This window comes from Pseudomonas sp. G11-1 (assembly GCF_024031555.1).
Classification (GTDB): domain Bacteria; phylum Pseudomonadota; class Gammaproteobacteria; order Pseudomonadales; family Pseudomonadaceae; genus Halopseudomonas; species Halopseudomonas bauzanensis.
Genome location: NZ_QEYQ01000006.1, coordinates 65,288 through 85,003, shown reverse-complemented (window position 1 = coordinate 85,003; position 19,716 = coordinate 65,288). Strand labels below are relative to the sequence as shown.

Annotated in this window: 17 protein-coding genes; 5 read left to right on the top strand and 12 right to left on the bottom strand. The window is 61.2% G+C overall.

Annotation, left to right across the window (positions count from 1 at the left end; all coding sequences use genetic code 11):
* The first annotated feature begins 222 nt into the window (after positions 1-222).
* Together DHB74_RS15175 and DHB74_RS15170 are read left to right on the top strand one after the other, a co-directional pair.
* A complete protein-coding gene (locus DHB74_RS15175) occupies positions 223-1,149 on the top strand; it encodes a LysO family transporter (protein WP_169304596.1) in 927 nt (308 codons plus the stop codon).
* 117 nt (positions 1,150-1,266) lie between these two features.
* A complete protein-coding gene (locus DHB74_RS15170) occupies positions 1,267-1,683 on the top strand; it encodes a group II truncated hemoglobin (RefSeq protein WP_499161865.1) in 417 nt (138 codons plus the stop codon).
* A 19-nt stretch (positions 1,684-1,702) separates the two neighbouring features.
* On the opposite strand, the gene DHB74_RS15165 is transcribed toward DHB74_RS15170, so the two are convergent.
* The 8 genes from DHB74_RS15165 to pedF form a co-directional block, all read right to left on the bottom strand.
* Positions 1,703-4,294, bottom strand: a complete 2,592-nt coding sequence (locus tag DHB74_RS15165) for an insulinase family protein (RefSeq protein ID WP_499161863.1) — start codon at positions 4,292-4,294, stop codon at positions 1,703-1,705.
* Positions 4,295-4,387: 93 nt separating this feature from the next.
* Entirely contained in the window at positions 4,388-6,265 is a 1,878-nt protein-coding gene (locus tag DHB74_RS15160) for a S9 family peptidase (protein WP_499161861.1), read from the bottom strand.
* Positions 6,231-7,391: a pyrroloquinoline quinone biosynthesis protein PqqE gene (gene pqqE / locus DHB74_RS15155; protein ID WP_499161859.1), complete on the bottom strand. Its 1,161-nt coding sequence runs from the start codon at positions 7,389-7,391 to the stop codon at positions 6,231-6,233. Before pqqE ends, DHB74_RS15160 begins: the two co-directional genes overlap by 35 nt.
* Positions 7,363-7,641, bottom strand: coding sequence for a pyrroloquinoline quinone biosynthesis peptide chaperone PqqD (pqqD, locus tag DHB74_RS15150; RefSeq protein WP_280165618.1), 279 nt, complete (start codon positions 7,639-7,641; stop codon positions 7,363-7,365). The genes pqqE and pqqD overlap by 29 nt, the downstream gene beginning before the upstream one ends.
* Positions 7,638-8,375, bottom strand: coding sequence for a pyrroloquinoline-quinone synthase PqqC (gene pqqC / locus DHB74_RS15145; protein ID WP_136869586.1), 738 nt, complete (start codon positions 8,373-8,375; stop codon positions 7,638-7,640). Before pqqC ends, pqqD begins: the two co-directional genes overlap by 4 nt.
* Before the next feature lie 25 nt (positions 8,376-8,400).
* Entirely contained in the window at positions 8,401-9,312 is a 912-nt protein-coding gene (gene pqqB / locus DHB74_RS15140) for a pyrroloquinoline quinone biosynthesis protein PqqB (RefSeq protein ID WP_499161857.1), read from the bottom strand.
* A 67-nt stretch (positions 9,313-9,379) separates the two neighbouring features.
* Complete coding sequence (gene pqqA / locus DHB74_RS15135) at positions 9,380-9,451, bottom strand: pyrroloquinoline quinone precursor peptide PqqA (protein WP_063607997.1); 72 nt, start codon at positions 9,449-9,451, stop codon at positions 9,380-9,382.
* A 157-nt stretch (positions 9,452-9,608) separates the two neighbouring features.
* A complete protein-coding gene (gene pedF, locus DHB74_RS15130; protein WP_499161855.1) occupies positions 9,609-10,046 on the bottom strand; it encodes a cytochrome c-550 PedF in 438 nt (145 codons plus the stop codon).
* Between the two features lie 380 nt (positions 10,047-10,426).
* Here pedF and exaA point away from each other — a divergent pair, with 380 nt between their 5' ends.
* Both exaA and DHB74_RS15120 read left to right on the top strand, forming a co-directional pair.
* On the top strand, positions 10,427-12,298 hold the full coding sequence (gene exaA / locus DHB74_RS15125; protein WP_499161853.1) for a quinoprotein ethanol dehydrogenase: 1,872 nt from the start codon (positions 10,427-10,429) through the stop codon (positions 12,296-12,298).
* 76 nt (positions 12,299-12,374) lie between these two features.
* Entirely contained in the window at positions 12,375-13,070 is a 696-nt protein-coding gene (locus DHB74_RS15120; RefSeq protein WP_051610859.1) for a pentapeptide repeat-containing protein, read from the top strand.
* Here DHB74_RS15120 and DHB74_RS15115 read toward each other — a convergent pair.
* Entirely contained in the window at positions 13,067-13,744 is a 678-nt protein-coding gene (locus tag DHB74_RS15115) for a response regulator transcription factor (protein WP_036989821.1), read from the bottom strand. The genes DHB74_RS15120 and DHB74_RS15115 overlap by 4 nt on opposite strands.
* A 276-nt stretch (positions 13,745-14,020) precedes the next feature.
* Here DHB74_RS15115 and DHB74_RS15110 point away from each other — a divergent pair, with 276 nt between their 5' ends.
* Entirely contained in the window at positions 14,021-14,683 is a 663-nt protein-coding gene (locus DHB74_RS15110) for a response regulator (protein WP_036989822.1), read from the top strand.
* 4 nt (positions 14,684-14,687) lie between these two features.
* Here the strand turns inward: DHB74_RS15110 and DHB74_RS15105 are convergent, their stop codons facing one another.
* The 3 genes from DHB74_RS15105 to DHB74_RS15095 all read right to left on the bottom strand — a co-directional run bounded on the left by DHB74_RS15105 (position 14,688) and on the right by DHB74_RS15095 (position 19,707).
* Positions 14,688-17,324, bottom strand: a complete 2,637-nt coding sequence (locus DHB74_RS15105) for a hybrid sensor histidine kinase/response regulator (RefSeq protein ID WP_499161850.1) — start codon at positions 17,322-17,324, stop codon at positions 14,688-14,690.
* Positions 17,269-18,417 carry a nitric oxide-sensing protein NosP gene (gene nosP, locus DHB74_RS15100; RefSeq protein ID WP_499161848.1) on the bottom strand — a complete coding sequence of 383 codons (1,149 nt, stop codon included), beginning with the start codon at positions 18,415-18,417 and terminating at the stop codon, positions 17,269-17,271. The genes DHB74_RS15105 and nosP overlap by 56 nt, the downstream gene beginning before the upstream one ends.
* Before the next feature lie 114 nt (positions 18,418-18,531).
* Complete coding sequence (locus tag DHB74_RS15095; RefSeq protein ID WP_193075810.1) at positions 18,532-19,707, bottom strand: porin; 1,176 nt, start codon at positions 19,705-19,707, stop codon at positions 18,532-18,534.
* Positions 19,708-19,716: the final 9 nt, after the last annotated feature.

Sequence of the window (19,716 nt, the reverse complement as noted above, 5' to 3'; positions counted from 1 at the left end):
AGGACCAGCACTCCCCATCAAAAGCCCGGCAAAAATGCCGGGCTTTTGTTTCCAGGCCTAGAAGCCGAACGGCGTAGCAATACGATCACCGCCCCTTGTCGCACGATACCTGTGTCGTCTGGCTACAAAGTAAAGACCCTCTGCGCTATAGTGCGTGCCCTTCATGACATGAAGAAATCACTGCGGCTTTCCTCCTTCCATTTCTCGATGAAGTCCTGCTCCGTGTCCGCTCAGCTATCCAATATCCTTGCTGCCATCCTGCCCATCCTACTGTCCCTGCTGGTCGGTTATCTGGTGGGTAAACGCCTGCCCAAGCCCGTTGTGAAACCTCTGCTGCGCTGCATCACTCCCGTGGTCTGGATAATCCTGTTCGTGATCGGCCTGGATTCGGGCGCGACCTTCAGCAGTCTTGCCTCGGGCATGGAGGTATTGAAGCAGTCGGCGCTCTACGCCTTTACCATCAGCGCCGTGGTATTTGCCTGCCTCATGCCGCTGAACCGGCCCGGCACCGCGCAAGAAGACAGCCCCGGCGGCTGGCTGGGACTCTGGCATCCGGTCAAGGAATGTCTGATCGCCTTCGGCCTGGTTCTGCTTGGCGCTTTTGCCTGGCGCCTGCAATGGCATGACAACGGCATTGGTGCTGCGCTGATCAATATCTCCGGGTGGCTCTATGCCCTGCTGTTCCTGATCGGCCTGGACCTGGCCCAGGTTGTCATCAGCCGCTCCTGGTTGGCCCCGCGGGTGCTGAAAATCCCGCTGGTGGTGATGCTTGCCTCCATGCTGGCCGGTGTGCTGCTGAGCTGGATCACAGGTGAGCGACTGGCCGTGGCCCTGGCCCTGAGCACCGGCTTTGGCTGGTTCAGCCTGTCTGGCGCCCTCGCTGGACAATATCTGGGAGAAGCTTACGGCAGCGTCGCTCTACTAACCGATCTGATGCGCGAGCTGATTGGTCTGACGGTGGTGTTCATGTTGGGGCGTAATTTTGCCAATAGCAGCATTGGCGTCTGCGGCGCAACGGCCATGGACACCACCCTGCCCTTCGTGCGCCAGGCCTGCCATTACGAATATGTGCCCACCGCTATCATCAGTGGCCTGATCCTGACCATTGCCGCGCCCTTCTTCATGCTGTTCTTCCTCAGCTTTGTCTGACGACAGCAGCCGGCTCCAAAGGACCCGGCAAAATGGCGCCCTTTGTTGATAGACTGTAGGCCCGGCATGCAGAGGATATTTGACTGCTGCCAATGGACTGCTGATGAGAGGAAAGACATGTCTGTGCAACCACCCATGTACGGTACCCAGGATGCCTCCTACCAGGCCGCTGGCGGCATCGATGGTTTGCGCCGGCTGGTGGATGACTTCTACCGGATCATGGATACCTGGGAGCCCGCCCGTACTATCCGCGCCATGCATTCAGAAGACCTGACCACCGCACGGGACAAGCTCGCCTGCTTTCTCAGCGGTTGGCTCGGTGGCCCCAAGCTGTTCCAGGAGCGCTACGGGCAAATCAGCATTCCCATGTTCCATACCACCTGGCCGATCGGTGAAGCTGAGCGGGACGCGTGGCTGGGCTGCATGGCGCAGGCCATCGAGTTGCAGCCCTACACACCTGAATTCAAGGACTACCTGTTGCGCCAGTTGCGGATACCGGCGGAACGTGTGGTTGCCGTGCAACGCACCCACTGACAGATTCAGGGTGCGACGTTCATATCCTTTGGCTGAACAAGTGCAAACGACGCGGCTGTTCCAGCCAATCCTGCAGTGTCTCTTGCCACATAGCTTGGGAGAGCTGCTCCAGCGCGATGCACTGTTCGTGGATCGTTGCCCCCGGTAACCCCAGACCGCGCGCCCAATGCAGTTCAAGTTGGCCGGATGGCGTAGAGGACTGGGCTCGCAGATGCGTTGCCAACCGCTGCGCCTGGCTTTGGACTTGTTCAAAAGGCAGCCCTGCCAACCGTTCTTGCTCACCTTTTAACCAAGTTGTAATGGCGGTTTCGATCTGTTCGTGGTCATGGGTGGGCGACTGCACCAATAGCATCAGCCCCGGGGTTCCTGCCACTTCATGGTAGCGAGCCACAACCCAGTAGCCGAGTTGCTGCCGAGTGCGCAGCTGATCGAAGAAAGACGCGCTGATGTGCTGTTGCAGCAATTGCCAACAGGCGCGCTCGGATATGCCGCTGGTGCGGGCCTGGCAATACAGAATCTGGGCCCGGTCAGCGTGCTGGCAATCCACCAGAACAGTCTTCGTGCCCTCCTCCACACGCCTCACCGCTGGTAGTTGCCAATGAAATGGCTGAGCCACACGGGGACAAAGGCGTTGCAGGCTGGCAGCTATCGGCTCCAGCTGTTCGGATTGCCAAGGTTGCGGATGCAACCAGACCACCTGGGCGGCCGATGGTTGAGCGGAATCGGCAGCGTCCCGGGGCTGGCTGGTTGGGCTCAATAGTACCTCCAGTTCATCGAGCAGACGATAGGCTGGCAGGGTATGGCTGCGCTCGTTCAGACTTTTCTGGTAGCGATGCTCGGCCAGGCGCTGCAGTGACAGATCAGGTGGCTGGGCCAACGCCGCCAGTGCCGCGGCTGTGCCAACCCAGAGGGCCTTGTCCGGACCTTGCAACTCCAGCGAGATCAAACCCGCTTCATCATGCCAGTGCAGGCTGAGACCAGAGGCATTTGCCCAGTTATCCAAAGGCTCGAGCAGGAGGGACCATACAGCTTTCAGCCTGTCTCGCTGGTGACGATCCAACTGCCCTTCGGGCCAGCACCAGGCAAAGCGGGTTGTTTCCATGCCCTGCCCCGCTGTGGGCACTTTCGGGCTTGGGATCATGTGCAAGCCGGGCATGGCGGTTACGCTGCGGCGGCCTATCTCCTGTGCTCTCACAACCCAGATCGGCCAGCCCGCCTCTGCCAGGGCATCAGCGTCGCCTGCAGCTGGTTGCCAGTACAACTGGCTACTGGCGAAGCGGGTATCTGTCCAGGCTGTTCGTTGCGGCAAATTTGTACTGTCGCTCTGGCTCTGGGCAAGCAGCACGCGCTCTGGCTGAATCTGCTGCAGCAGCCGGTGCCATGCTTGCTCGCATAAATGCGCCCACTGGCCGGTGCTTTCCAGGATCTGCTCCGGGAGCTCGTATAGGGTGCGCTCCGCGAGTGCGGTCAGCCAGCGCAGCGGCTCCCCCTGTGGTCCGTTGAAAAAGGCCTGATCAGCCAATTGCTGGCGGGCATCCTGTGGCCAATCTGATATCGGTGTTGCCCGCAATGCGGCCAGCCAGGAGAAAAAGCCGCCGAGCAGCGCAGGATAGTCACTGGCCGCCAGCAAGGGCTCAACCTCAATCCGCAACAGGGTTTGCTGACCGGTATAACGCTGGGTGCGAACATTCAGTTGCGCGGCCAGCCCCTGGGCTCGCAACCAGCCAAGTCCCCCGGCCGGGGCTGGGCTGGCCAGCCACTCGCATAACCAGCGCAGGGCCTTTGAATCTTCTGCCGTATGGGCGTCATCCAGCGCAAACAGCAAGAGCCATTGTTCCTGCTTGCCGCGGTTCTGCCAGCGCAACAGGCCTGGCAGGCGCTGCGGAGAAAACAGCGGCCCCGCACTGGCTCTGGTTGCCGGCGCACCCGTCGGCAGGCGAGCATTCAGCTCATTTGCCAGTAGCTCGAGCTGATCCATGGGCAGCGCTGCGTGAAGCAGGAGGCAGCCATTGGCAGCTCGGTAGTGTTTTTCGTGAAACTGCCTGAGCGCCTGCGCCAGAGCCGTAAGTTCCAGGTTCAGACTGGCCAGGTTGCCTGCGCTGAAACGGCTCAGGGGATGACTCGGATTGAACATCTGTCCCAGAGCAGCCTGTTCATGCAGGGCATCATCCGCCAGCCGGGTATGAAACTCGGCATCGATCACCTGCCGCTCCGCGGCAACCGCCTCAGGCGCAAACAAGGGCGCGGCCAGCATATCGGTGAGCTGGGTCAGGCAGGCACCCAGGCCGGCCGGGTTGACGCTGAAATGATAGCGCGTGCGTTCGGCTGCGGTGCTGGCGTTGAAGCGTCCTGACCATTCGCTGACCAACTGCGGGAAGGAACCGGCCTGTGGGTAGCCCGCCGAGCCCATGAACAGCATGTGTTCCAACAAGTGCGCCAGGCCGGGTAGGTCTTCTGGCTCATCATGGCTGCCAACGGCGAACTGGACCACGCAACTGGCGGCATCGGCTGCTGGATCGCTGATCAGCAGGCAGAGCAGTCCGGACGCTGCCCTGCAGAGCTGGTAGCTTCGGCCGTCGTCAGGTAGGCGTGGGGGTTCGAGTATGTGCATGCGTGCTCTTTGATCTTCTGAGAGGCCGTTGGCGTAGCGCGAGTGCGCTACACCCCGAAGACAATACCGTCCAATTAAACCTAAATTATTAAATTACAAATACATACGATAGAAGCTTAATTCTGTATCGAGAACGTACTGCAGATTGGCTGGTTGTCGAAAGCCATGTCGCTCCTCATCGAATTTGACGTACTGCACGGGCACGCCCTGCTTTTCCAGCGCCGTGACCATCTGCTCGGTCTGCGCCGGCAACACCACCGCATCCTGCAGCCCCTGAAAGAAAATCGTCGGCGTACTGATAGCTGCTGCCTGGATCAGCGGCGAGCGCTCCTGATAGCGCTCGGGCTGGGTGAGCGGATCACCGATCAACCAGTCAATGTAGTCAGCCTCGAACTTGTGGGTAACGGCACGCAGTTGCAACAGATCACTTACACCATACAGGCTGGCCGCTGCACGAAAACGCCCACTGGCATGGACCAGGCTGTTGAGCGTGGTAAAACCGCCTGCACTCTGGCCGCGGATAAATACCCGTTCGGGATCGATCAGGCCGCGCTGGGTCAGATGGTCGATGGCCGCCAGCACATCCTCGGTATCGGTCACGCCCCAGTTGCCCTGCAGCCGCTGCCGGTAGGCTCGGCCAAAGCCGACACTGCCTCGGTAGTTCAGATCAGCCACGGCAAAACCGCGCTGGGTCCAGAACTGGATGCGGTTATCCAGCGCCGGGTAACAGGCTGAGGTCGGGCCGCCATGGGTAAAGATAACCAGTGGCGGCCGCTCACCGCTTGCCAGCCCTGCCTGGCTGTTGCGTGGCGGATAAAAAAAGCCGTGGGCCAGCTCCTGATGGGCTGTGGGATAGGTCATGGGTTCGGGATGGGAAATATCCTCCGGCAGCAGCCTGTTGGACGCCTGTGCCAGCACACTGACCTCCCCGCTGGCGAGGGAGACGTGCACTACCGCTGCACTGCAATCGCGGGAGCTGGCCAGACAGAACAGTCCGGTGCGGTTGTGGGCCAGCCCCCGAAAGCGGGTATATCCCTGGGCCAGCTGTTGCTCTTCGCTTCGATCGGCGTGACGCAGAGCCAGGCGACCATAGCCCTGTTCGCTCCAGCTCAATGCCAGCCAGCCATCTGGCAGAGCAAGATAATGCCTGGGGTTGAGTTGCCAGGGCGCTGGGGCGTGGTCGGCTTCGCGCGATGGCAACATGTGCCACTGGTCTGCCGTCTGCCGCCAGGGCCGCCAGTGGCCGGTGCGGTCTGTCAGGGACAACAGCTCATTGCTGTCATCGAATAATGGCTGCTGCAGTGATTCACCCTCGCCCATGCGTTCAACCGCGCCTGGCAGGCCCTGGCTATCCAGGTCGGCCCAGCACAGCGAGCTGCTGGTCCAGGGGAGTTCGGGACGCTGCCATTCGATCCAGGCCAGGCGCTGGCCATCGGGACTGAGACAGGGACTGTTGTAGAAATCCGCGCCCTCGGCAAGCAGTTGTCGGGCGCCCTGCCAGTCGATCGCGACCAGCCGATGGCTCACTACGGTTCCGTCATGCTGCTCTTCAACCGCAACGACACGTCGGCGTAATGGATCGTGAACCAGCCCCCCATAGCGGCAATCGGCGGCGAAAGTGAGTTGTTCGCAGGTCAGACTGTCCAGCGACTGACGATACAGCTGTTGATCGGCTTCGTTAACGAACACCAGACTATCGCCGGCCAGGCAAAGCGCGCCGCCGCCATACTCATAGACCCGGCTCCGCACGCTATAGCCCGGCGGGGTAAGTCGCCGCGTACCGGCCGGCGTCCACTCCACTACGGCATTGAGCCCCTCCTCCGGGAAAAACTCCACCCAGAGCACATGCTGGTCATCACAGATCAGGTCAGCGTAATCCGTGCCGGCGGCGACGGCATCGGCTGCGGAGAAGCTACTGTGCCAGTGCCCGGCCCGCTCAGCTCTTGCAGATGATTCTGGAGGTGCGTTCATTGCGAAAGGTCAGTGCCTCGATCGGTGGCTGGGGTAGATCGGCCTCGGCGCGGGCGGCAAGGATCTGATGATGGTGTGGTGATTTGCTGCAGACTGGATCGGCCTGGGTGGCGTCCCCAGTCAGCATATAGGCCTGACAGCGGCAGCCGCCGAAGTCCTTTTCCTTTTCGGGGCAGGAGCGACAGGGTTCCTGCATCCAGTCATCGCCCCGATAACGGTTGAAGCCGAAGGAGTCATACCAGATATGCGACAGGCTATGTTCGCTGACATTGGGAAAGGCCACCGGCAGCTGCCGGGCACTGTGGCAAGGCAAGGCGGTGCCATCGGGGGTAATCGTCAGGAAGATGTTGCCCCACCCGTTCATGCAGCCCTTGGGGCGATCTTCATAGTAGTCAGGCATCACCAGAATCAGCTTGCACGGATGGTCTTCGGCCGCCAGCTTGGCCCGATAGCGATTGGTAACCGCTTCAGCGTGGTCCAGCTGCGCCTTGGTGGGCAGCAGGCCGGCGCGATTCAGATGTGCCCAACCGTAATATTGGCAGGTGGCCAACTCGACAAAGTCCGCCTCCAGCGCCAGGCACAGCTCGATGATCTTCTCGATCTGATCGATATTGTGCCGGTGGGTAACGAAGTTCAGCACCATCGGGTAGCCTGCGGCCTTGACCGCCCGGGCCATGGCCAGCTTCTGATCGAAGGCCTTGCGCGAGCCGGCCAGCATGTTGTTGACCTCGCTGTCCGAGGCCTGAAAGCTGATCTGGATATGATCCAGCCCGGCGTCCAGGAACTGATCGATGCGCGCCTGATTCAGCCCCATCCCCGAGGTGATCAGATTGGTGTAATAGCCCATGTCCCGCGCCGCGCTGATCAGTTCGGCCAGGTCATCACGCACCAGCGGCTCACCACCGGAAAACCCCAGCTGGGCCGCACCCAGCGCCCGCGCCTGGCTGAACACCTCAATCCATTGGGCAGTGGTCAGCTCCTGTTTGTGTTCGGCAAATTCCAGCGGGTTGGAGCAATAGGGACACTGCAGCGGGCAGCGGTAAGTCAGCTCGGCCAACAGCCACAACGGCGGTCCCTGTTCGGGTCGGTCTTGCATGTCAGCGGAAAAGGATCCAACGTTGTTCATGGGCTTCCCCCATAAAGGCCAGGACGTCTTCATCCAGTTCGGGTGCAGACGGAAAACAGGCTTGCAGTTCAGCGATGATCTCGTTGATTGAGCGCTGGCCATCGACCCGTTTCAGGGCTTCTGCAGCGCTTTCATTGAGTTTGACCATCCCTTCGGGATAGAGCAGTACATGGCAGTTCTGTACTGGTTCCCATTGCATCCGGTAGCCGGGACGCAACGCCGGCACGGCGGTCGGCTGCGGTATGCTCATAAGCGGATCCCCCGGTGCCAGACCGGCTGGTCGGTGACCGTATGGTATGGTGCGCGGCCCAGTTCATAGGCCATCGACATGGCATCGAGCATGCTCCAGAGCACATCCAGCTTGAACTGGAGAATCTCGAGCATGCGCTGCTGAGCCTCGAGTGTCTGATAATGGTCCAGGGTAATGCGCAGACCATGCTCCACATCCCGGCGCGCTTCGCCCAAACGGGTGCGGAAGTAGCGATAACCCTGGGCGTCGATCCAGGGATAATGCTGCGGCCAGCTATCCAGCCGCGACTGATGGATCTGTGGGGCAAAGAGTTCGGTCAGCGATGAGCTGGCCGCCTCCTTCCAGTTGGCGCGGCGGGCAAAATTGACATAGGCGTCTACCGCAAACCGCACACCGGGCAGTACATGGCGCTGATCGAGGAGTTCTTCCCGGCTCAGGCCCACGGCTTCGCCCAACTGCAGCCAGGCTTCGATGCCACCGTCACCGTCGGCCGTGCCATCGTGGTCGATGATCCGCTGCACCCACTCGCGGCGCGCAGCGGCGTCGTTGCAGTTGGCCATGATGGCTGCGTCCTTGAGCGGGATGTTCACCTGATAGTAGAACCGGTTGGCTACCCAACCGCGGATCTGCTCTGGAGTGGCGCGCCCTTCATGCATGGTGATGTGGAACGGATGATGGATGTGGTAGTACCGGCCCTTGTCACGCAGGGCCTGCTCGAACGCCGCGCGGCTCATCGGCTCAGTTGGCACCTTGCTCTCCTTACAGATTGATCAACATCCCATCATGGGCGACTTCGATGCCGTGGCGCGTCAATTCGGCGCGCTCGGCAGAGTCTTCGTCCAGAATCGGATTGGTGTTGTTGATGTGGGTCAGTACGCGCCGGCTCTGCGGATAGGCACTGAGTACCTCGATCATCCCACCAGCCCCGCTCTGGGGCAGATGGCCCATCTCGCTGCCGAGCTTGGTCCCTACCCCGGCGTGGAGCATTTCGTCCTCGCGCCAGAGGGTGCCATCCACCAGCAGGCAATCGGCAACGCCCATCGCGTCTCTGACCTGACTGCTGAGCTGTCCCAGGCCAGGCGCATAGAACAGCACCCCGCCGGTATGGGTGTCGCGCACCAGCAAACCGATATTGTCACCGGGATGCGGATTGTTACGGTGCGGTGAATATGGCGGCGCGGCGCTGCGCAACGGGATCGGGGTGAAATGCAGGGCCGGACAGGCGGGAACGGTAAAGCCGGCGTCCAGCTCTATACGGTTCCACTGCAGGCCGCCGTTCCAGTGCTCGAGAATATTGAATAGCGGAAATCCGGTGCTCAGGTCCTGATGAACCATCTCGGTGCACCAAACCTGGTGCGGGCAACCTTCACGCAGGGTCAGCAGTCCCGTGGTGTGATCGATCTGGCTGTCCATCAGGATGATTCCGCCAATCGCGGTGTCGCGCGACTGGCGGCCCGGTTGCAGCACTGGCGTCTGTTCCAGTTGTGTGCGGATATCCGGGGAGGCGTTGCACAGAATCCAGTTGCCACTGCCGTCGGACAGGGCAATCGAGGATTGGGTGCGTGAGCGGGCATTGATCTGCCCCTTGCGCAAACCGTCACAATTACGGCAATTGCAGTTCCACTGCGGAAAACCACCGCCCGCAGCGGAGCCTAGAATATGGATCAGCATGATATGGGTCCTGGATGCGGCTGCTTGACCGGTTCAGCATGCAACCGGCCAAACAGCACGCCTGTGCTCAGCGGTTGGCAAAGTACATGGTGACTTCAAAGCCAATGCGCAGATCGGTATAGCTGGGTTTGGTCCACATAATCGAATCCTCCAGTAAGTTGACGATCAGGCCTGCCGACACCTGCCGGCAAACTCGGTTAAGCACTTGAACCCTGACGTGCTACATAGGCAACCCTCCTTACCATAGGAGCCTGGCGGGCCCCTGTCGACCCATACGCCATAGCCAGTCCGGTCCGCTATTGCTCGACAGCAACCGTTTCCAGCCAGGCGCGGATAGCCCAGAGTGCTTCCTGGCTGAGAAAATCAGCCATCTTCGGCATATACACTCGACCGTCACGTACGGCGCCATTGACGACCCTTTCCTTGTACCACTCATCGCCGTAGTCGCCGTTTTCCAGGTAGCGCAGGTCGGGATTGATGCCGCCGGAGATACCATCCAGCCCGTGGCAGGCGGCGCAGTTCTGGTTGTAGGCGGAGGCGCCGATGGTCACGGCGGTGTCATATTGCGGATGGCCTTCACGGTAAGGGTTGGTGTCCAGCCACTCATCGCCAAGATCGCCGAGGCCCTTGGTATCAACTGCCTGGGGGGTCACATTGCCATGCGCCCATGCCTGGCCGACTGCCAAGGCCAGCCCTATGGCGACCAGTTTCAGTGTCTTCTTGTGGTGTGTCATCCTGCTTACCTCGCGGCCAGGTGATCTGTGTGTGATCACGGATGTTTTTATTCTGTTGTCGGCAAGGATGATAAGAAGGCCCTGTCTTCCCCCCTATGCTGCTTTGGTTGTCGAGTTCTGCTCCCTTGGTAGTAGTTCATGGGCAGCCCCGATGTCACAGACGCCATCAGGCGCGGCGCGGTACGGCGCCGGCAGATACCAAGGCAGCAATTTCCTGCTACTGAAGTAGCGGTCCCCCGGTATCCCTCCCAAGGAGCATCCGCAAGGGACTATTTCCCGCCAACTACGGGTTATTTTCCGTTTCGCCCCTTCCTTGCCCTGACCAAGATGTTGGCGTGGACCAGCAACGCTGCCCTCTTCCAACAACAAGGAACACTGCCATGACAACAAAAACACTTCCTGCCCTGAGGCCTGCAGCCCGGGCCGTCAGATACCTGATTCTCTCGGCGGGGCTTGCCCTGAGCGCCTCTCAGGTGGCGGCCAAACCAGTCACCTGGGACGATATCGCCAACGATCACGTCTCCACCCACAACGTACTGATGTACGGCATGGGCAACAACGCCCAGCGTTACAGCCCGCTGAGCCTGGTGAACGACGAGAACGTCTTCAAGCTGACGCCGGCCTGGTCGTTCTCGTTCGGCGATGAGAAGCAGCGCGGGCAGGAGTCCCAGGCGCTGGTGCACGACGGCGTGATCTATGTCACCGGTTCGTATTCGCGGATGTTCGCCCTGGATGCCAAGACCGGGAAGCGTCTGTGGAGCTACTCCCATCGCCTGCCTGATGATATTCGGCCCTGCTGCGACGTGGTCAACCGCGGTGCTGCGATCTATGGCGACAACGTATTCTTCGGCACGCTAGATGCCGGGATCGTGGCGTTGAACAAGGACACCGGCAAGGTGGTCTGGCGGGAGAAGTTCGGTGATCACCGTGCCGGTTACACCATGACCGGGGCACCGACCATCGTCAAGGATCAGAAGACTGGCAAGACGCTGCTGATCCACGGCTCCTCCGGCGACGAGTTCGGCGTGGTCGGCAAGCTGTTTGCCCGTGATCCCGCTACTGGCGAGGAAATCTGGATGCGGCCCTTCGTCGAAGGTCACATGGGTCGCCTGAATGGCAAGGACAGCACGCCCACCGGCGACATCAAGGCGCCCTCCTGGCCCGACGACCCGAACTCCCCCACCGGCAAGGTTGAGGCCTGGAGCCAGGGTGGTGGTGCGCCCTGGCAAAGCGCGAGCTTCGACCCGGAAACCAATACCATCATCGTCGGTGCCGGCAACCCCGCGCCGTGGAACGGCTGGGCGCGGACCTCCGAGGACGGCAATCCGGCTGATTACGACAGCCTCTACACCTCCGGCCAGGTCGCGGTGGACCCGACCACCGGCGAGGTGAAGTGGTTCTACCAGCACACCCCCAACGACGCCTGGGACTTCTCCGGCAACAACGAGCTGGTGTTGTTCGACTACAAGGACTCGTCGGGCAAGACCGTCAAGGCCACCGCCCACGCCGACCGCAACGGCTTCTTCTATGTGGTCGATCGCAACAACGGCAAGCTGACCAACGCCTTCCCGTTCGTTGACGACATCACCTGGGCCAGCCATATCGACCTGGAAACCGGCCGCCCGGTGGAGAACGAAGGCCAGCGCCCACCACGTTTGCAGCCGGGCCAGGAGCGTAGCGAATCGGTCGAGGTATCGCCACCCTTCCTCGGTGGCAAGAACTGGAACCCGATGGCCTACAGTAAGGACACCGGTCTGTTCTATGTTCCCGCCAACCACTGGAAGGAAGATTACTGGACCGAGGAAGTCAGCTACAACAAGGGCTCGGCCTACCTGGGCATGGGTTTCCGCATCAAGCGCCTGTATGACGACCACGTCGGCATCCTGCGGGCAATGAACCCGACCACCGGCAAGGTCGAGTGGGAACACAAGGAACCGCTGCCGCTGTGGGCAGGCGTCCTGGCTACTGCGGGCAACCTGGTGTTCACCGGCACTGGCGACGGCTACTTCAAGGCGTTCGATGCCAAGACCGGCAAGGAGCTGTGGAAATTCCAGACCGGCACCGGGGTCATTTCCCCGCCGATCACCTGGGAACAGGATGGCGAACAGTACATCGGCGTAACCACCGGCTACGGTGGCGCGGTTCCGCTGTGGGGCGGCGACATGGCCGAGCTGACCAAACCGGTCGCCCAGGGTGGCTCCTTCTGGGTCTTCAAACTCCCCTCCTGGTCGCAGCAGACCGCCAAGCGCTGAGCACTATCGCGGTAACCAGCGTTGCGCCAGGCCCAGCCTGGCGCAACAGCACGAATCACAGACAGAGGTACGGAGCATGAAACCACTGACACCCCGTATGCTGCTGATATCCGGCCTGGCAGCATTCAGTCTGACGCTGCAGGCCCAGGTGGCGGATGTAGCTGAAGAAGATGTCGTCACCATCAACGGCTGTGCCCTGGTGCGCGGCACATCCTGCCCCGGCGTAGACCTGCGCCAGGCCGATCTGCGCCACAAGGACCTGAGCAAGGCCGACTTCACCGGGGCCGATCTGCGCGGCGCGGACCTGCGTCACGCCAAGCTGGATCAGGCCAAACTGGATAACGCCCGGCTCGATGGCGCCAACTTCAACCGCGCCAGCCTGCAGCAGACGGCCATGCGCGGAGCCAGTGCCATCGGCAGCAGCTTCGTCGCCGTCCAGGCCTGGAACCTGAATGCCCAGGGTGGCGAATTCAAGCAGGCCGACTTCACCGGCGCCAACCTGGAGTTCGCCCGCTTCAGCGCAGCGCACATGCATGACGTGATATTGCGTGCCGCCAATCTGGAGATGGCCTGGCTGCCCAAGGCCGACCTCAAGGGCGCCGACCTGAGCGATGCCAACCTGCAGGAATCGAAAATGAACCACGCCAACCTCGAGTCGGCCACCATGACCGGCACCCGCCTGCATTACGGGACTTACCTGAACATGCACATGACCAACTGCACCGACTGTCCGGTGAACTGGGAAGCCCATCTCGGCTCCCAGGCGCGCTAGGGTGGGTTGACCATCTCAGCCGCCTGTCGGCCAACCAGCCCGTGCAGGCGGATCACACCGGTATCGATGGCCAGGTGAACCAGTTCGGTCAACGAGGTCACCTCAAGCTTCTGTTTCAGACTGGTCAGGTTGTTGGAAATGGTCTTGCTGCTCAGGCACAGGTGGTGGGCCACCTGACGCGGCGCCAGTCCCTTGGCAAGCATGACGAAGATCTCGAATTCGCGCGGCGTCATGCACTCCAGCCGCGGATCGAGCCGGGTTTGATCGCCCGAACAGGCAAGCTGGATGGCCAATTCCTGCTCGATATAGCGATGTCCGGCCAGGCAGCGCTTCACCGCTTCGAGCAATACCTCTTGCCCCGCGCCCTTGGTTATGAAGCCCATGGCGCCGGCGGCCAGCGCCTGGCGCACCAATGGCAACTCATCGTGCATGCTGAAGAACAGAACGCGCAGCAGCGGCCAGCGCTGCAACAGGCGACGAGCGGTTTCGATACCACTGATGCCGGGCAGGCTGACCTCCAGGATCACCAGGTCCGGCACCCGCTGCTGGACGGCACAGAGCGCTTGTTCGCCATCACCGGCTTCGAGGATTGCCGCCTGCGGAAACTGCGCCGTGAGCAGGCTGCGGTAGCCCTGCCTGACAATGAAGTGACCATCCAGTAACAGGATATGCATGCCCCGACCTCCCAGCCAATAGCGGCGGCACCGCCAACGTGCTTCCATGCTAAGGCCTGGGCCCTGCACTTGAATGCTACCTTGGTACTTCCTGAGCGCTACTTGTTGGCAGGGTGCGGCAGTTTTTTCCACTGCCATCTACTACTTTGGTTGTATCTTGTGATGCCAATGTACTATTTGAAAGTGCCCCTGCCGCAGGGTGTAATGCCGGACATAATACAAATGCTGCGAGCGTCATGACTGGCAGCCCATAACAAGAAGAATCTGGAGCAGGCCATGCACAAGATATTGATAGCCGACGATCATCCGCTGTTTCGTGAAGCTATCTGCAACGTGATTGCAGCCGGCTTTCCCGGCTCTGAACTGCTGGAAACCTCGGACCTGGACAGCGCGCTGACCATTGCCCGGGAGCACGATGATCTGGACCTGATCCTGCTGGACCTGAACATGCCCGGCATGAACGGGTTGAACGGCCTGATCAGCCTGCGCAACGAGTCGCCCTCGATCCCGGTGGTGATCGTCTCCGCCGAGGAAGACAAGCAGGTGGTACTGCAGGCCATCACCTATGGGGCGGTGGGTTTCATCACCAAATCCTCGCCCAGGGCGCAGATGACCGAGGCCATAGTGCAGATCCTCGCCGGTGACGTCTACCTGCCGTCGGATATCATCCGCTCCAACCGCATCATTACCCGCCGCACCCCCGATGAAGCCCCGTTGTCACCCGAGCTGCTGTACGCTCTCACCCGCAAACAGTTGCTGGTCCTGGAGCGCATGGCCAAGGGTGAGTCGAACAAGCAGATCGCCTATCACCTGGACATTGCCGAAACCACGGTCAAGGCGCATGTGTCGGCGATCCTGCGCAAGCTCAGCGTCAGCAACCGGGTGCAGGCGATTCTTTCCGCCGTCGATGTGGACTTCAGCGCCTATCTCAGACGCTGAAGCGTCACCGCTCTGTGGGTGTCAGCATGTGGCTCATGGCAGCCTTCAGCTTCATCGGCTTGACCGGTTTGTGCATCAGCATGTGCCCCAGCTCCCGTACCTGCTGCTTCAATTCGTTGCTGTAGTTGGCGGTGATCAGTAATACCGGCAGCGGCATGGCCCGGCGGACGTTGATCGCCGCGGCAACATCCACCCCATTGACCCCATTGTCCAGGTGGTAGTCGGCGAGCAGCAGATCCGCTGCGGCGCGGAAGCCATCCACCTGACTGGCCAGGTCATCGGCTGACAGCGCCGTGATCACCTGGCACTCCCAATTCTCCAGCAAGGTGCGCATGGCCGCGCAGATGGACGGGTCATTATCCAGCACCCAGATACGCGCGCCGCGCAAGTATTCGCCAATGCTGGCCGGCATGCTCAGCTGCTTGGCCGCAGCCGGGCCGCGCCTGCCGTAGGGTATCTCGACGGAAAACACCGATCCCCTGCCCTCGACCGAACGCACCTGGATGCAGTGACCAAGCATGCGCGCGACCTTATCGGCGATGGCCAGCCCCAGGCCCAGCCCCTGATCCCGAGCTTGGCTCGCGGGCTGAATGCGCTTGAACTCCTGGAAGATCTCTTCCAGCTTGTCCTGGGCAATGCCCATTCCGGTATCCCAGACTTCGATGCGAAGCCCCCGAGCATGCCGTCGACAACCCAGCAGCACCCGGCCATGCTGCGTATAGCGAACCGCGTTGGTCAGGAAGTTGCGCAGAATACGCGCCAGCAGCTGCACATCGCTGTGCACCACGCATTGGCTGCCGACAAAACGGAACTGCAACTGTTGGCTGGCGCAGACCTGCCGGTACTCGTTGGCCAGGTTGTCCAGCAGGTCAGCGATATTGAAGGAACCTACATCGGGCTTGATCACACCGGCATCGAGCTTGGATATGTCCACCAGGGTGCCAAGCAGGTTCTCGACATCTTCCAGGGACTGGTTGATTTGCCTGGCCAACGCACTACTGGCCGGCGGCACCGGCTGCTCGAGCAGGGCGCCGGTGAACAGGCGCGCCGCATTCAGCGGCTGCAGCAGATCATGGCTGACCGCGGCGAGGAACTTGGTTTTCGACAGATTGGCCTGTTCGGCCTCATGCTTGGCTTCGCGCAAGCGCGCCTCCGCCCTGGCCCGCTCATTGATTTCCTGACGCAGTTGGTCATTGACGCTGGTCAGTTCCCGGGTACGTTCGCGCACCCGTTGTTCCAGATGCTGATAGGCCTGGTGCAAGGCTTCAGCGCTGCGCTGGCGCTCGGTGACATCGCGGATCAACACGAACAGGCCGGTAACCTCACCATCGGCGTTGCGGTTGGGTACATAGGAACGCAGCAGGTAGCGCTCATCCCCCTGGAGGCTGCGTTCGGCAAACTCGAAGCTCACGCTTTCGCCCTGGAAGGCCCGTTCGATGTAGGGCTCCAGACGAGCGAATTGCTCCGCGTCATGCACATGAATCATGCTCTGCCCGAGGATGTTGCCGCGTTGCCAGCCGTACCATTCGTCATACATCCGGTTGGTGAACTGATAGCTCAGGTCCTGCTCTACGTAGGCGATCATGGCCGGCAACTGGTCGGTGATCAGGCGTACCCAGCGCTCGCTTTCCAGCAGTGCCTTGGCATACAGGTCACGCTCGGTGATATCGGTGTAGGTATTGACGAAGCCACCGGCCGGCATGGGGTGGCTGCGCATTTCCAGCACCCGGCCATTGTCCAGGCGCTGTTCACGGGTCAGCTCTGGCTGGCCCGCTACGCTGTGGCTGCCGGGCGTGAACAGCTCCAGTTCGCTGTCCTCCAGCACTTCGGCAAAGGGCCGGTGCGGCTGTATCGGGGCCAGCCCGGCCAGCTCCAGGAAGCGGTAGTTCCAGAGCTCCAGCCCGCCCTGCTCGTTGACCACGGCAACGCCCTGGGACAGGCTGTCCACGGTCCGCTGCAGCAGTCGCGTCTTCTGCGCCAGGGCCTGTTCCCGGCGGGCTGTTTCGGAGTTCTTCAGGTCGGTGATGTCTGTATAGAGAATGACCAACCCGCCCTCTCGGGTCGGACGCTCACGGACCTGGACCCAGCGTTTGTTGCGCATACGGTAAAGCATGTGCCCATCGCTGCCGGCTTCCATGTCGATCACCAGGCCGGTTGCGGTCGCCAGGCGCTTGAGCTCCTCCAGTCGCGCCCCCTCACGCACCCGCACCCGGGTGCCATGCCAGAAGCGCGCATAATGACTGTTGAACAGCACCGCACGTTTGTCCTTGTCGAACAGTACCACCCCGTCATTCATGCTTTCGATGGCATCTGCCAGGTGATGCCGGGCGGTTTCCGCCCGCGCCCGCGCCTCGTTGAGCAGCCGGTTGCTGGCTTGCAGCTCGGCCATGGTCTCGTTCAATGCCTGGGTACGCTCGCGTACCTGCTCGGCCAGCTCTACCGAATGCTGGAAAGCTGCGTAACCTTCGGTACGCGGGTTGGCAATCGACTCGACGCGCTCGATCAGCGCCGCATTGATCCGCCGCAGCTTATTGTTGGCGGCGCGCAGAGCCTGCAGTTCGTCGCGATCAGCCTGCGTGCTCGCTTCAGTGCGGGTAGGCAAAGACCACCCCGGTGAAGGTTTGGTTGATGTGCATGCCATTGAACTGTTCGCCATAGGTATTGAAACCTATCACTGCATTGCTGGCCATGTAGCTGGCCAGCTCTTCATCGTCCCCCAGCAGCTCCGCTTCCAGCCGACGCAACACGCAGTCGCAGGCGATCATGAGTACCGGCTCGCCCAGGCGCTGGCGCAACTGCGCCAGTTGCTGCTGCAGGTCCGGCAGCAATGGTCGCGAGGCCATTGCGGTCAGCACGATGCCGGTATCCACTGCGCAATAGAAGGTCAGGCTGCCATCAGGGTTGACCCGCTGGATGGAGCGTACATAGAACTGATCACGGATACGCACCGCCAGTGCGTTCAGCGCGAAGGTGGCGGTACTCAACTGCTCGACAGGCACACCAACCAGCCTCGCGTACTCCTCTGCGGCGGGCTCGGCATTGAGCTCCAGCACGGTCCGGCGCTCGGTATCGGCGGCGGTTACCACCAGTTTTTCAGCCTTCGCCTCCAGGTTATGGGTGGTGAAAACTTCGAAATCGAGCCAGGTATTGACCATCACCACTACCGCCGCCTCGGAGTGGAAGGTGCCCTGGTAATAGACGTAAGTATGCACCGGGTGATCGTCGCCGCCCGCCGATCCGCCAAAATGCGGAATGCTCCCCAGCGTGGCGTTCAGGGTGGCTAGCACCACTTCCTCGCGGCTGGAAAGGCCATCGAGCAAGGTCAGGGCAAAGGTGTGCCCCTTGATCGGAGCCAGTCCCGCGTGGCGGCAGTGGTCGAGCATTCGGTCGGCCGCCGCCTGAGCATCCACCAGGCTGAAATCATCCAGTGCACTGATCAAGGTACAGTCGATGGCGAAGGCGCGGCAATCGAATCCCACGGCGCTGATGCAGCCCCGGCCATAACCTTGCGGGGTTATCTCGCCGGCCGTAGTGCAGCCGACCAGAACCACTCCGCCAAAATGCTGCTCCAACGCCTCCCCCAGCCTGGTGAGCGGGTACTGAGATGAGCAGAAGAACAGCACGAAGCCCAGATGGGGATGGAGCAGCTGGCTAGCCAGGCTCTGCGCCGCCAGCTCGGGATCGGCAATATCGGTAATGGCGGTCCGGAAACAATCTGCCAATATCTGCTGCATGATTACCTCTCGCACTAGGGGCTGTTGTCATTCTATTGAGCCCCCCGCCCCGGCCCCATCCTGCTTGAGTAGCAAGACCCTAGTGCTAAAGGACGAAGGGCTGCCCGCCGGCCTCTACCAGCCCAGCGCCACTCCCAGGGCCAGGGTGTCGGTTTCTTCTATCCGGTCACCGGCATCACGGTTCTTCAGGTCGAAACGGTTGTACTCGGCAACCAGTGTCAGGTTCTCATTGAGACTGTGGAACAGGCCGATACCGCTGGTCTTGAAGTCCGCCTGATAGCCCAGGCCGTTGCCGTCATCCCGGGTCTTGCCATAGGACAGCGCCACCCGGGTCTTGCCAAAGGTATAGGAGCCCTGCAGCAGGTATCCCTTGCTGTCGCTTTCGCGCAGGCTGGCCTGGGTCGCGTTGTTGGTGAAGAAGGGATTGACGCCCTCGGCGTTGAAGCCGGAGCCGGTCAGCGACAGCGCCCCCAGCTTGGCCTGCACACCGTAGCCCAGCCCGCGGGAGGTCACCGAGTCAATGCCTGCGCCGGTATTATCCGCCTGCTGGTACATGCCGTTGAGCCAGGTGTGCAGTTGCGCGTCACCCAGCTCGAACTGGTAGGTGAGCTCACTCTCGAAACGGGGGCTGTCCTGGTAGTCCTTGCCGGTCTGCACCCCGTTGTCGTCCACCAGATGACCATCGACCGGGTCCATGATGCCCACGGCGGCGCGAAAGCCGCTCATCACCGGTGAACGGTAGGTGATCTGCGAAGTGGGAAACGGATAGGGATAGCCGGTGCCGATATTGCCGAAGGATACGCCGCCACCATCGACCAGGCCGAGGGTGTCGCTGGACTGGCCATAGGCAGTAAGGAACTCGTCGAGCATGATGTTCGAGCGTCCGAACAGGCCGAAGTCCTTGCCGAACAGTACCTCACCCCAACTGCCGGAAACGGTACCGTAGAACTGGCGAACATCGATGCCGGTCTCGGTGGCGTTGTCCTGGCTGTCGTTGATGGTGACCCAGAACGAGGAACGGCCACCGAGGGTCAGGTTGTCGTATTTCTTGCCGACATTGAAACCGATGTAGTTGGGCAGGAAGCCCATTTTCACCCGCGACTGGTTGCGGTCCAGATCGGGGTCGATATGATCAACCTTGTTGTGCACGTAGAAGGCATTGAAATAGCCGTCGACCGAAAAGCTGGTGTCATCCTGATCGTACAGGGTAATGGCGGCCGAGGCCGGTGCGCTGAGCATGGCCGCAGCCAGGGCGGTCAATAGAGGATAGGCAGTATTGTTCTTGTTCATTGTGCTCTC

Excerpts from the sequence above, each read along its gene's own strand:
- pqqE (WP_499161859.1), bottom strand. The coding sequence starts at position 7,391 with ATGAACAACGTTGGATCCTTTTCCGCTGACATGCAAGACCGACCCGAA.
- pqqC (WP_136869586.1), bottom strand. The coding sequence starts at position 8,375 with ATGAGCCGCGCGGCGTTCGAGCAGGCCCTGCGTGACAAGGGCCGGTAC.
- DHB74_RS15115 (WP_036989821.1), bottom strand. The coding sequence starts at position 13,744 with ATGCATATCCTGTTACTGGATGGTCACTTCATTGTCAGGCAGGGCTAC.
- DHB74_RS15120 (WP_051610859.1), top strand. The coding sequence starts at position 12,375 with ATGAAACCACTGACACCCCGTATGCTGCTGATATCCGGCCTGGCAGCA.
- DHB74_RS15110 (WP_036989822.1), top strand. The coding sequence starts at position 14,021 with ATGCACAAGATATTGATAGCCGACGATCATCCGCTGTTTCGTGAAGCT.
- pedF (WP_499161855.1), bottom strand. The coding sequence starts at position 10,046 with ATGACACACCACAAGAAGACACTGAAACTGGTCGCCATAGGGCTGGCC.
- exaA (WP_499161853.1), top strand. The coding sequence starts at position 10,427 with ATGACAACAAAAACACTTCCTGCCCTGAGGCCTGCAGCCCGGGCCGTC.
- pqqD (WP_280165618.1), bottom strand. The coding sequence starts at position 7,641 with ATGAGCATACCGCAGCCGACCGCCGTGCCGGCGTTGCGTCCCGGCTAC.
- DHB74_RS15105 (WP_499161850.1), bottom strand. The coding sequence starts at position 17,324 with ATGGCATGCACATCAACCAAACCTTCACCGGGGTGGTCTTTGCCTACC.
- pqqB (WP_499161857.1), bottom strand. The coding sequence starts at position 9,312 with ATGCTGATCCATATTCTAGGCTCCGCTGCGGGCGGTGGTTTTCCGCAG.
- nosP (WP_499161848.1), bottom strand. The coding sequence starts at position 18,417 with ATGCAGCAGATATTGGCAGATTGTTTCCGGACCGCCATTACCGATATT.
- DHB74_RS15170 (WP_499161865.1), top strand. The coding sequence starts at position 1,267 with ATGTCTGTGCAACCACCCATGTACGGTACCCAGGATGCCTCCTACCAG.
- DHB74_RS15160 (WP_499161861.1), bottom strand. The coding sequence starts at position 6,265 with ATGAACGCACCTCCAGAATCATCTGCAAGAGCTGAGCGGGCCGGGCAC.
- DHB74_RS15165 (WP_499161863.1), bottom strand. The coding sequence starts at position 4,294 with ATGCACATACTCGAACCCCCACGCCTACCTGACGACGGCCGAAGCTAC.
- DHB74_RS15095 (WP_193075810.1), bottom strand. The coding sequence starts at position 19,707 with ATGAACAAGAACAATACTGCCTATCCTCTATTGACCGCCCTGGCTGCG.